The sequence below is a fragment of the Curtobacterium sp. UNCCL20 genome (assembly GCF_900101675.1).
Taxonomy (GTDB): domain Bacteria; phylum Actinomycetota; class Actinomycetes; order Actinomycetales; family Microbacteriaceae; genus Curtobacterium.
The window spans coordinates 1-12,167 of record NZ_FNKG01000004.1 but is presented as its reverse complement, the minus strand read 5'-3'; the positions used below and the strand labels follow the sequence as shown (position 1 = coordinate 12,167).

General features: G+C 73.7%; 11 protein-coding genes. 5 read left to right on the top strand and 6 right to left on the bottom strand.

Features of this window, described 5'->3' with window-relative positions; genetic code table 11:
• The first annotated feature begins 137 nt into the window (after positions 1 to 137).
• The 4 genes from BLT36_RS15700 (at position 138) to phoA (ending at position 3,927) form a co-directional block, all read left to right on the top strand.
• Positions 138 to 737, top strand: coding sequence for a TetR/AcrR family transcriptional regulator (locus tag BLT36_RS15700; protein WP_092096609.1), 600 nt, complete (start codon positions 138 to 140; stop codon positions 735 to 737).
• Positions 738 to 766: 29 nt separating this feature from the next.
• Positions 767 to 1,180: an SIP domain-containing protein gene (locus BLT36_RS15695; protein WP_092096608.1), complete on the top strand. Its 414-nt coding sequence runs from the start codon at positions 767 to 769 to the stop codon at positions 1,178 to 1,180.
• Between the two features lie 161 nt (positions 1,181 to 1,341).
• Positions 1,342 to 1,854: a Dps family protein gene (locus tag BLT36_RS15690; RefSeq protein WP_175529686.1), complete on the top strand. Its 513-nt coding sequence runs from the start codon at positions 1,342 to 1,344 to the stop codon at positions 1,852 to 1,854.
• 387 nt (positions 1,855 to 2,241) lie between these two features.
• A complete protein-coding gene (gene phoA / locus BLT36_RS15685) occupies positions 2,242 to 3,927 on the top strand; it encodes an alkaline phosphatase (protein ID WP_092096606.1) in 1,686 nt (561 codons plus the stop codon).
• 34 nt (positions 3,928 to 3,961) lie between these two features.
• Here phoA and BLT36_RS15680 read toward each other — a convergent pair whose 3' ends face one another.
• The 6 genes from BLT36_RS15680 to BLT36_RS15655 form a co-directional block, all read right to left on the bottom strand.
• Complete coding sequence (locus tag BLT36_RS15680; protein WP_092096605.1) at positions 3,962 to 4,621, bottom strand: response regulator; 660 nt, start codon at positions 4,619 to 4,621, stop codon at positions 3,962 to 3,964.
• Positions 4,618 to 5,865, bottom strand: a complete 1,248-nt coding sequence (locus BLT36_RS15675; RefSeq protein ID WP_092096603.1) for a sensor histidine kinase — start codon at positions 5,863 to 5,865, stop codon at positions 4,618 to 4,620. The genes BLT36_RS15680 and BLT36_RS15675 overlap by 4 nt, the downstream gene beginning before the upstream one ends.
• Positions 5,862 to 6,614: a DedA family protein gene (locus BLT36_RS15670; protein WP_092097257.1), complete on the bottom strand. Its 753-nt coding sequence runs from the start codon at positions 6,612 to 6,614 to the stop codon at positions 5,862 to 5,864. The genes BLT36_RS15675 and BLT36_RS15670 overlap by 4 nt, the downstream gene beginning before the upstream one ends.
• Positions 6,615 to 6,706: 92 nt before the next feature.
• Entirely contained in the window at positions 6,707 to 7,594 is an 888-nt protein-coding gene (locus BLT36_RS15665; RefSeq protein ID WP_092096602.1) for a glycosyltransferase family 2 protein, read from the bottom strand.
• Entirely contained in the window at positions 7,591 to 9,087 is a 1,497-nt protein-coding gene (gene rfaE2 / locus BLT36_RS15660; protein WP_092096600.1) for a D-glycero-beta-D-manno-heptose 1-phosphate adenylyltransferase, read from the bottom strand. The genes BLT36_RS15665 and rfaE2 overlap by 4 nt, the downstream gene beginning before the upstream one ends.
• Positions 9,084 to 10,607, bottom strand: a complete 1,524-nt coding sequence (locus BLT36_RS15655; RefSeq protein WP_092096598.1) for an aldehyde dehydrogenase family protein — start codon at positions 10,605 to 10,607, stop codon at positions 9,084 to 9,086. The genes rfaE2 and BLT36_RS15655 overlap by 4 nt, the downstream gene beginning before the upstream one ends.
• 176 nt (positions 10,608 to 10,783) lie before the next feature.
• On the opposite strand from BLT36_RS15655, the gene BLT36_RS15650 reads away from it, so the two are divergent.
• Positions 10,784 to 11,872, top strand: a complete 1,089-nt coding sequence (locus BLT36_RS15650; protein WP_092096596.1) for a glycosyltransferase family 9 protein — start codon at positions 10,784 to 10,786, stop codon at positions 11,870 to 11,872.
• Positions 11,873 to 12,167 lie beyond the last annotated feature (295 nt).

The window sequence follows — 12,167 nt, the reverse complement described above, 5'->3', positions numbered from 1 at the left end:
GTGGCGGCGGTGCGGGTGGCGTCGGTGCGCCTGGCGGCGCGGGCGTCGGTGCGCGCGGCGGCGCGGGCGCTGGTGCGCCTGACCGCGCGGGAGTCCCGTCCGCACGCGTCCGGCAACGGCCGGAGGTCCGACGGGCGATGATCGTCGAAGCGGCCCGTGGCGTCATCGCGCAGCGCGGCGCCGGCGCCACCGGGTTGCGCGACATCGCCGCCGCGGCGGACGTCTCCGTCGGCACCGTCACGTACCACTTCGGCAGCGTCGCGGAGATCCTCAACGAGGTCGTCGTGCTCGAGACCGAACGCTTCTACGGAGCGATCGTCGCCGCCGTCGACGCCGAACCCGACGTGGTGACCGGGCTCCGGATGCTCGTGGAGCCGCTCTTCGGCGACACCGTCGAGGTCCGGGAGCACTGGCGCATCTGGTCGGACTACTGGACCGCCGTGGTCCGACGGCCCGAGGTTGCCGCCGAGTACGCGGAGCGCATCCGCGTGTGGGAGGCGTGCCTCGTCCGGCTCGTGCGCCGTGGCACGGCAGCGGGGGTGTTCACCCCGGCGGAGTCACCGGAGGTGGTCGCGCTCAAGCTCGCGGCGTACAGCGACGGTGTGGCCACCCAGATCGCGCAGGGTGTCCCGGACCTGACGAACCGGGTGGCGCTGCGCTGGATGTGGACGTTCCTCGGACACGAGCTCGGGGTGCCGTCTGCGCGTATCGCGGGAACCGGCCCGGACCCCTTGTGATGAGGTAAGGCTTCCCTTACCGTTGCCCTATGGCACGGACCCGGCGACAGCCCAGCGAACGCATCCTCCTCGCCGGCGGCGTCGACGACCTCCCCGAGATCACCCGCCTGCTCGAGGGCCTGCCGGAGAACGCCTACGGGCAGGTCTTCGTCGAGGCGGCGCTGCCCGAGCAGATCCGCGTCCTGCCCGCCCCGCCGCGCGTGACCGTCATCTGGCTGCTCCGGAGCGCCCGGGTGTCCGCCGTGTCGCCGCTCGTGTTCGCCGACCACGGCGAAGCGCTCGCCCACGCCGTCACCGGTTGGGCCGCCGAGTGGTGCGTCGCCGACTGCGAGCCCCGCACCACCGTCTGGATCGGCTGCACGGACAGCCCCTGGGTCGAGCGCGCCCGCTCCGTCGTCCAGATCGAGCTCGCCGACGCGGGCTTCGACACCCTCGTCGGCTGAGGAAGTCGGCTGCGCTGGCGATCGACCCAACCGCGGGTTAGGTCAGCCTCTGCTTCCTTGCGGCATACAAAAGAACCAGGCAGTGTTGTCGACATCGGCGCCACCGAGCCGGGCGGACCTCGTCCAGCGGACCGGTGGAGCCACGAGGTAGGAGGAAGCCCATGACCACGCAGAGCAGCACCACGCAGACGAGCACCACGACCCCCACGTCCCCGTTCTCGACCACGCCGGAGCTCGCCGCTGGGGTGGCACAGTTCCTCGCTCCGGTCGTGATCGACCTCGAGGCGCTGGTCGTCAACGGCAAGCAGGCGCACTGGCACGTCCGTGGCCGCAACTTCGTCGGGGTGCACGAGCTCCTCGACCAGATCGTCGAGCACGCCCAGGACTGGGCCGACCTCGCCGCGGAGCGCATCGTCGCCCTCGGCCTGCCGGTCGACTCGCGCATCTCGACCGTCGCCGCGAAGACCACTATCCCGCCGCTGTCCGAGGGCTTCCAGAACTCCGACGTCACCATCACCGAGGTCATCGCCGAGATCGACGCCGCGCTGCTGCAGGTGCGCCGCGCGGTCGAGGGCCTCGACGAGGTCGACCTCAACAGCCAGGACGTCGTCATCGAGATCGAGCGCGGTCTGACGAAGGACCGCTGGTTCCTGCAGGCGCACCTCGCCGACTGAGACGCGACCCACTGACGGACGGGAGGCGCGGTGCCAGCTGGCACCGCGCCTCCCGTCCGTCTGCCCCCGGTCCGTCGAAACATGTACACGCAACGTTCGACGTTCCACCTGTCGATCGACGCGTGCGGTGTCGACCCATGCGCACGCAGCTGCTGCGTGTGCATGTTTCGACGATCCACGAGTCGATCGACGCGTGGGGTGTCGCCGGATCCGTGTGCATGTTTCGACACGAAGGCCGATACCGCGGCCGCCCGCAGCCGCCGGCACCGCGCAGCCGCCCACCGACGCGGGCCGTTCACGGAACGGTCCCCGCCGGTTCACCCGCCTGTACCCCTGCACAGCCATCCTCGGATGGCACCCGTACGGGGCACAGACGAGGGGAACACCATGCAGCACAATCCGAAGCGCCGCCGCCGCGCGGGGCTCGCACTCGGGGCCGCGCTCATCGCCGGCGCCATCGCCCTGCCGGGAGCGGCCGCGGCCGTCGGGCAGCTCGCGCTGAACCAGCACGGTGGCGCGCAGCGTGCAGCCGGCGACCAGACGCAGGCCGTCCGCCAGGCGATCAAGAACGCGAACGCGAAGAACGTCATCCTGCTCATCGGCGACGGGATGGGCGACTCCGAGATCACGATCGCCCGCAACTACCAGTACGGCGCCGCGGGTCGGCTGCCCGGGCTCGACGCACTGCCGCTGACCGGCTCGTACACGACGTACTCGCTGAACAAGGACGGCGCGAACAAGGGCAAGCCCGACTACGTGACCGACTCCGCGGCCTCGGGCAGCGCCTGGGCGACCGGCACGAAGACCTACGACGGCGCGATCTCGGTCGACATCGACGTGAAGCCGCAGCAGACGCTCCTCGAGACCGCGAAGGCGAACGGCCTCCGCACCGGCGACGTCTCCACCGCCGAGATCCAGGACGCCACCCCGGCCGTCCAGGTCGCCCACGTCGGATCGCGCTCCTGCTACGGCCCGGACACGGCCGCGTGCGGTACCGACGCCCTGCAGAACGGCGGCCTCGGGTCGATCAGCGAGCAGCTGCTGAACACCCGCCCGGACGTCACCCTCGGCGGCGGCTCGGCGAGCTTCACGCAGACCGCGAAGGCCGGCCAGTACCAGGGCGACACCCTCTTCGACCAGGCGTCGCAGCGCGGCTACCAGCTCGTGGACGACGCCGCCGGTCTGGCGGCCGTGAAGAAGGCCGACCAGAAGCAGCCGCTCCTCGGCCTCTTCACGCCGGGCAACTTCCCCACCCGCTACGCGCCCACCACGGCGACCGTCGGCGGCGCCGACCAGGCAGCGGTGACGTGCACGCCGAACCCGGCACGGCTCGACACCGGGCTGTCGCTCGCCTCGCTGACGAACAAGTCGATCGACCTGCTCAACCGCGGGAAGAACGGCAAGGGCTTCTTCCTCCAGGTCGAGGGCGCGAGCATCGACAAGCAGGACCACGCGGCCGACGCCTGCGGGCAGATCGGTGAGACGGTCGACTTCGACGAGGCCGTGCAGGCCGCGCTCGCCTTCGCCAAGAAGGACGGCAACACCCTCGTCATCGCGACGGCGGACCACGCCCACTCGAGCCAGATCGTCGACAACACCCCGCCGACCGCGCTGTCCACGGCCCTCGTGACGGCCGACGGCACCACGATGAAGGTGTCCTACGGCACCTCCGCCGCGGGTTCGTCGCAGCAGCACACCGGTACGCAGGTCCGCATCGCGGCCTTCGGTCCCGGTGCCGCGAACGTCGTCGGGCTCACCGACCAGACGGACACGTTCTTCACGATGTCCGAGTCCCTGCGACTCAACGGCGACCTCGCCGCGCTGAGCCGGAGCGCGCGCATCGACCTCTCCGTCGGTGCTCCGCGCCCCGGGCAGCGTGTGACGCTGACCGGCTCGGAGTTCGCCGGTGACCGGCAGGTCCGGGTGAAGGTCGGTTCGACGGACCTCGGCACGGTCGACGTCATCGACGGCACCGCCTCGGTGCAGTGGAAGGCCGTCTCCGGCAAGGCCACCGTGACGTTCACGGGCGTGCAGTCCGGCAAGCAGGCGAGCAAGCAGGTCCGGGTCCGCTGACCCTGATCGGCCCGACCGGCCTGGTCACCCCGTCTCAGGACGGTGTGACCAGGCCGGTCTCGTACGCCAGCACGACCGCGTGCACCCGGTCCCGCAGCTGCAGCTTCGCGAGGATCCGGCCGACGTGGGTCTTCACGGTCTGCTCGGCGATGAAGAGCTCGGCCGCGATCTCGCCGTTCGACCGTCCGCGCGCCATCAGCAGGAACACGTCGCGTTCCCGCTCGGTCAGCACGTCGAGCACCTCGGTCCGCGGCGCCGTCGGCGCGGGAGCGGCGACGAACGCCTCGACGAGGCGCCGCGTCACGCGCGGCGCGAGCAGCGAGTCGCCCGTGGCCACCGTCCGCACCGCCTGCACGAGCTCGTCCGCGCTCGCGTCCTTGAGCAGGAACCCGCTCGCCCCGGCGCGCAGCGCGTCGAACACGTAGTCGTCGATGTCGAACGTCGTCAGCATCACCACGCGGACGGGGCGTTCCGAGGGTGCCCGGGTGATCCGCCGGGTCGCCTCGATCCCGTCGAGCTCCGGCATCCGCACGTCCATCAGGATGACGTCCGGCTGCAGCCGGACCGCCTGCGCGACGGCGTCGGCACCGTCGACCGCCTCGCCGACGACCTCGATGTCGTCCTGGGCCTGGAGGATCGCCCGCAGTCCCATGCGGAACATCTGCTGGTCGTCGACCACCATCACCCGCGTCATCGGCGTCCTCCGTCGGCCGCCGGTCCCGACCTGGACGGTGCCGGCTGGGTGGGCAGGCGGACGGTCACACGGTAGCCGCCGTCCGGGTCCGGCCCGTGGTCGATCGTGCCGCCGAGCGCAGCGACCCGTTCGCGCATGCCCGCGAGACCGAAGCCGCCGTCGTCCGGGGGTGCGGCAGGGACGGTACCAGCGGGCGGGGCGGCGTTGGCGACCTCGACAGCGAGGGCCGACCCGCGGCTCCCGACCGTCACGACGGTGGACGCGCCCGGCGCGTGCCGGGCCACGTTGCCGAGCGCTTCCTGCACGACCCGGTAGACGGTGAGCTGGGCGAGCCGGTCGGCGTCGTCGTCACCGCCACCGGTCGTGTCGAGCCGCAGCTCGACCGGGATGCCGGCCGCCCGCGTGGCCTGCACCAGCCCGGGCAGGTCGGCGAGCCGCGGCTGCGGGGCACGCTCCGCCTCGCTGTCGCCGCGCAGGGTGCCGAGCAGCTGACGCATCTCGCGGAGGGCGGTGCGGGACGTCTCGGCGATGGCGGCGAACTCGGCACGGGCGTCGGGAGGGAGGTCGGCGACGCGGTACGGGGCGGACTCGGCCTGCATGTGCACGACGGACATGCTGTGCGCGACGACGTCGTGCAGTTCGCGGGCGATCCGGGACCGTTCCTCGACCGAGCGCCGTCGGGCCTGCTCGAGCTCGGCGTCCCGGCGCGCCTCGGCCAGCTCCTGGCGGATCGTCCGGCGTTGCCCGATCACGATCGCCGCCGCCGCGAGGACGAGGGAGTCGCCGGCGCTCACCACGAAGCTCGTGGCCCAGACGTCCGGGTGGGCCCAGCGGGCGGGCGACACCGCGACGAGCACGAGGCTGAGGACCGTGGCGGCGGTCCAGACCGCGGCGGTCAGCCGCCAGGTGCTCCGGACCCCGAGGACGACGAGGAGCACGCAGAGCCCGATCATGCTCGTCACGGAGACCGGCCACGGCGCGGCGGTGCCCGGAGCGGTGAGGAGCCCGAGTGCGGCGAGGCCGGCGAGGTGCGCGATCGACGATGCCCGCGGGAACAGCGGGGCGAGACCGATGCTCAGCGAGAGCACGGCGGTGACGAGCATCGCGAGCGGGACCGGGACGCGGTAGAACACCGCGGTGACCGGAGCGGCGACGGCGAACAGGGAGACCGCGACGACGACGAGGCCGATCCGGCCCGCCAGCGGGAGCCAGGTCGGCCGGGGCGGTCTCAGGACGGCGGTCACGGGCGGGCGGTCTCTCCGGTGTGGGCCAAGCGGGGTGCGGGGCGGGTCGTGGTCGAGGGGGCTGCGGTCGGTACTGCTGCCGGCGGCGCGGTGGTGGCGGGTGCGACGACTGCTGGTGCTGCTTCGGCGGTGGCGGCTGCTGCTGCGCGCGCGTCGCGCCTGCGGCTGATGCTACCGATCACCCGGTCGACCGCGATGCCGAGGCCGGCCGCGACGACCATCGACACGAGCGCGGCGACGATCGGCTCGTGCAGCACGCTCGACGCCGCCAGGGCGATCCCGATCGACGTCGCCGACCAGGCCAGCCCGGCGAGCGAGCTGATCGCGAGGAAGCGGCGGTAGGGGAGCCGGGTCGCCCCCGCGGTCATGTTGACGGCGACGCGGCCGACGGGGATGTACCGGCCGATCAGGATGAGGCTGGCCGAGCGGCGCTGCATCTGCCGCTCGGCGAACCCGAACGCGGCCGCGATCCGCGGGCGCTTCGACCGGGCGAGCCGGGCGAGGCCGATCCGCCGCCCGATCCAGTACGCGACCGAGTCGCCGGCGATCGCCCCGAGGGCCGCTGCGACGAGGACGCCCGCGAGCACGGGCTGCCCGGACGTCGCGGCGACGGCGGCGATCGCCACCAGCGCGGACTCGCTCGGCACCGGCGGGAAGAACCCGTCGACGAAGCACAGGGCGACGAGGACGACGTAGACGAGCGGGCTCGCGGCCAGCTCGACGACGAGCGGGGTGATCTGGTCGAACACGGGTGACTCCCTCCGCCGACGGAGCTCGTCGACGGGGACGACGCTACGGAGCGCCGGAGCCGGTGCCATCCCGCCGGGGTCTCGACCACCCCCTACCGCGGTATGACTTCTCCCTGGTCGAAGAGGACGTCGGGGGCGTCCACCCGGCGGTCCGTGACCGTCGTCGGCGCTTCGAGGTGGACGGCGCCGGAGGGCAGGATGCCGACCCCGCCGAACCGCTCCATCACCCGCCACTGGGCCACCACGTCCTCGCCGGCGTGCTCGGGCGGGAGCGACTCCCAGAAGCCGAAGCCGCCGACGGTCTCGAGGGCCTCTCGGTCGTACAGGACGCAGGCACCGACCCAGGCGACCCGGTACGGCACCCACCCGCCGGGCTCGACGTCGAGCTCGGCCGCGAGGTGCGTCGGGTTCGCGGCGTTGTGGAGCGACCACCGGTCGAACGCCGACGTGCCGCGGCGGACGACCTCGGGCACGACCGGGCCGTCCCACCGCTCGAAGACGCTCGTCTCCTGGGGCCGGCGGTCGGCCAGGTAGGACAGGCCCTGCACGGGACTGCCGACGAAACCGCAGCGCAGGGAGTGCAGCGCGTCCGCCATCCGGGCGATCGAGCCCGGTTCGAGCCAGACGTCGTCGTCGAGGAACAGCACCGCGGGCGCGGTGGCGTGGTCGAGGAGGAACTGCCGGTGCTCTGCCAGGCCACGCCGTTCCGGGTGGGTGAGGAGTGTGACGGGGCGGCCCTGCGCCTCCAGGACCCGGACCATGGCGGCGACCGCCGGCTCGGTGGCGGCGTCGCCGTCCCGGGACTGGTCGCTCAACACGAGCCGCAGGTCGACGTCGGTCTGCGCGGCGAGCCCGGCCAGGGTGGTCGCGAGTTCGGCCGGACGGCCGACGGTCGGGATGAGGACGTCGACGTCCGCAGGGGTGGTGGTCTCCGCCGGTTCGGGCGCCGCCGCCCAGGAGCCGGACCAGCGGGCGGTCACGGTGCGGGGTCCGGCTCGGGGCGGGATGCGGCTTCGCGGATGCGACGGACCACGGCCGTCGTGGAGTGCTCGGGGACGTAGTCGACCATCACGACCTCGCCGCCGTAGCCCCGGACCACCTCGGTCTCGCGGAGCATCTCGGGGGAGTAGTCGCCGCCCTTCACGTAGACCTCGGGCCGGAGCCGCTCGATGAGCGGGATCGGGGTGTCCGTCGCGAAGACGGTCACGAGGTCGACGCAGGCGAGCGCGGCGAGGACGCCGGCGCGGTCCTCGGCCGGGTTGATCGGCCGCTCCGGACCCTTCAGGCGGCGGACCGAGTCGTCGTCGTTCAGCGCGACGACGAGCAGGTCGCCCAGGTCGCGGGCCTGCCGGAGGTAGGTCGTGTGCCCGCGGTGGACGACGTCGAAGCAACCGTTCGTGAACACCACGCGGCGCCCGGCCCGGCGTGCGCGGTCCACGGCATCGGCGAGTTCGTCGTGGTCGACGACCGTCGCGGACGGGGCCGTGACCGACTCGAGGAGCGCGGCGGCGGTGCACACCGACGTGCCGGCTTCGCGGACGACCACGTCGGCGGCGGCCTGGGCGACCGACACGGCGTCGCGGAGCGGGGCGTGCACGGCGAGGGCGACGGCGGCGGCGGCGCAGAAGGTGTCGCCGGCGCCGGACGCCTGCTGCTCGGATGCCGGGGTGGCGCGCGTGCGGAAGGCGCTGTCCGCGGAGTCGCGCTCCAGCAGGACCGTGCCGTCGCGGTCGAGCGTGACGACGGCTGCCCGCGCGCCGGTGCGCTCGAGGACCTGCTGCCGGGCGTCCACGATCGCAGGGACACGAGCCGAGCCGGAGCCGAGTTCGCGGCCGAGCAGCGCCGCGGCCTCGCCGGCGTTCGGCGTGACGAGGTCCGGCCGGAGCGCAGCCCAGCGTGTCAGGTCGTGCGCGTCGACCACCACGGCGTCCGGGCGGTCCCGATCGAGCATCGGCACGATGTCGGAGGCCTGCACGCCGAGTCCGTAGTCGCAGACAATGGCCGCGTCGGCGCAGCGGACGGCACGTGCGACGGCCTTCGCCAGGCGGTCCCCGTGGTCGGCGGTGGGGGTCGCCGCGAGCTCGTCCACCCGGACGACGACACGGTCGCCGCCGACGACACGGGACTTGGTCGTGGTGCGGGTGCCCTCGACGACGACCAGGTACGAGGTGTCCACGCCGGCCGCGTCGAGCCGTTCGCGGAGCGTCCGGCCGGCCTCGTCGTCACCGATGAGTCCGACCATGCGGACACGGGCGCCGAGTGCGCGGGCGTTGACCGCGGTGTTCGCGGCGCCGCCCGGGACCGCGACGGTCTCGGTGACCCGGACGACCGGGGCGGGGGCTTCGCGGGAGACGCGTTCGGCCTCGCCGACGGTCCAGCGGTCCAGGATGCAGTCGCCGATGACGACGACGAGCGGTTCGCGGTCGTCGACGGTGGCGACGAGGTCGCGGACGAGGCGCACATCGGCGGTCATCGTGCGCCCCCGACGGTGTCGGCGCTGCCGGCGGTCGCCGGTGCTTCCCCGGCAGCCGCGCCGGGCGTCTGCGACTGCGGCTGTGCCTGCGACGGCGACGTGGCCTGTGCTCGAGCCGGCGGTGCCGGTTCGAGGTGCACGACCGTCGTGGTCGTCATCTCGTCGAGCAGGTGCGGACCGTACCCGAACCCGGCACCGGACGCACCACGGGGCTGGGCACTCCCACCGGGAGCACCACCGAACACGGCGTTGACCTTGACGGTGCCGACGGGCAGTTCGGCCGCGGCACGGAGGGCGTGCCCGGTGTCGTTCGTCAGGACCGTGGCGGCCAGACCGTACCGGTCCGCGGCGGCGAGCCGGAGCCCCTCGTCGAAGTCGTCGACGACGCGGACGGGGGCGACCGGCCCGAACGTCTCCTCGGTCATCACCAGCATGTCGTCCGTGCAGCCCGTCAGGACCGTCGCGGGGTAGAACGCGCCCGCACCGTCCGGGATCACGCCACCGGTCCGGGCCGAAGCCCCCCGCTCCAGGGCATCGTCCACGTGGGCCTGCACGGTCTGCCGGAGTCGGTCGTCGACGAGCGGGCCGAACTCGGTTGCCGGGGCTGCGGTGCGACGCTCGGCCTCGGCGACGAGGGCGGCGACGAACGGCTCGGCGACCGCGCGGTGGACGTAGACCCGCTCGACGCTCGTGCAGATCTGCCCGGTGTTGGCGAACGCCCCCAGGGCGACCTGCGCCGCGGCCCAGGTCGGGTCGACGTCGGCGTCCACCACGACGGCGTCGTTGCCGCCGTTCTCGCGGATGACGTGGGCACGGGTGGTCGCGGCGACCTCGGCGAGCCGGTCACCCGTCGCGGTCGAGCCGACGTGGGCGTAGACGTCGATGCCCTCTTGGGCGAGGAGCTGCTCGCCGGTGGTCCGGTCGCCGTCGACGCCGACCAGGACGCCGTCCGGCAGGACCTCGGCGAGGAGGGCGTTGAGCCGGGCGATGGTTGCCGGGCACCGCTCGCTGCCCTTGTGCACGACGGTGTTGCCGGTGACGATCGCGGCGCCCAGGATCCCGCACGCGACGGCGACCGGGTCGTTCCACGGCGTCAGCGCGAGGACCACGCCGCGGGGGTGCGGCACCGACCAGTCCGCGGCACCGAACTGCCCGCGGAGGGCTTCGCCGCGGTGCACCGGGCCCAGCTCGGCGTACTGGACGAGCGTCCCCACGCCGGCCTCGACACCGCCGAGCGCGTCGCTCGGGACCTTGCCGGTCTCGCGGGTGTTCAGTGCCGCCAGCTCCTCGGCGTGCGCGCGGACGTGCTCGGCCGCGCGGTGCAGCAGCGCACCCCGCTCCGCCGGCGCCGTCCGAGCCCAGGTACCGGCGGCCGCGCGGGCGCGGGCGACCGCGTTCCGGACGTCCTCCTCGGTGGCGCGGGTGACGGTGGACGCGACCGAACCGTTCACCGGATCGGTCACGACCAGGGCGTCCGCGTCCGGGCGTGCGGCGTCGGTGGAGGGAGGTGCGATCGTCATGGGGTCCTTCCGGGAGGCGGGCGGGAGTCGAACGCTGCTCGTCGGACGCTGGGTGCGGACTCGGACTCGCGCTTCTCGTCCTTCCCCGCCCGATCGACGCCCGGACGGCTGCGCTCCTCGTCCAACCGGTCGTCCTGCTGAGTGGCGAACGGGCCGCCGACCGGTAGACGGGAGGGGTGCAACTGATCGGCAACGGTGGAGAACCCTTCGACGACGTCCGGGAGATCGCGGTGCTCCGCGGTGGGGGACTGGGGGACCTGATGTTCGCGGTCCCCGCGTTCGAGGCCCTCGCTGCCGCCTACCCGGACGCCCGGATCACCCTGCTCGGCAGCCCGTCGGCGCCCGCCGTGCTGCGGGGGCGGACGGAGGCCGTGCACGCCTTCGAGGAGCTCCCCGTCGCGCCCGGCGTCCGTGAGTCCGGCGACGACGCACCCGACGTCGACGACTTCTTCGCCCGGCTCACCGGCCGCTTCGACCTGGCCGTCCAGGTGCACGGCGGCGGGCGCAACTCGAACCCGTTCCTGCTCCGGCTCGGTGCCCGGCACACCGTCGGCACCGCCACCGAGGACGCCGAGGTCCTGGAGCGCTGGGTCCGCTACGTCTACTACCAACACGAGGTCGTCCGGGCGCTCGAGGTGGTCTCGCTCGCCGGCGCAGCACCCGTCACGCTCGACCCGCAGCTGCACGTCGACGAAGACGAGCGCGTCGCCGTCCGTGCACGCCTCGGCGTCACCGGCCGCCTCGTCGCCATGCACCCCGGCGCGACGGACCCGCGTCGGCGCTGGAGCCCCTCGCGCTTCGCCGAGGTCGCCCGTGCCCGGCTCGTCGCGGCGGACGACGTGGTGCTCGTGGGTGACGACTCGGACGTGCCGGCGTCGTCTGCCATCGTCGCGTCGCTGCCGCTGGAGCTTCGGGAGCGCGTCCACGACCTCACCGGGTCACTGCCGCTCGCCGAGCTCCCCGCCGTCCTCGCCGCCGCCGACGTCATGGTCGGCGACGACTCCGGGCCGCGACACCTCGCCGTCGCGGTCGGGACCCCCACCGTGGGCGTGTTCTGGTTCGGGAACGTCATCAACGCCGGACCGTTCGACCGCGGTCGGCACCGCGTGCACTTGTCGTTCGTGACGCACTGCCCGGTGTGCGGGATCGACGTCACGCAGGTCGGCTGGTCGGCCGAGCGCTGCGAGCACGACCCGTCCTACGTCGACGAGGTGACCCCCGAGGCCGTCCTGGCGGACGTCGCGGACCTGCTCGCGACGACCTGACGCGCGCGGGGGCGGTTTCCGGTGCGACGTTCCGTACCCGGTGCGAGGGTCCCGACCCTGCACGGGAGCGCGCCGGGTCGCAGTGGGCGCGAGCACCTGATGGCCTGGAGGCGCGTGGCGGCCCGGCACCGCGCCTCCCGGCCGCACCGTGCACGCGTCGCGAGCCCGTGCGCGGTTCCACGGGTGGTGCGGCGCTACAACGCCGCACCACCCGACCATCCGCGCACCGTGCGGCACCAGCAGTGGGCGCGAGCACCTGACGGCCTGGAGGCTCGTGGCGGTCGGGCACCGCGCC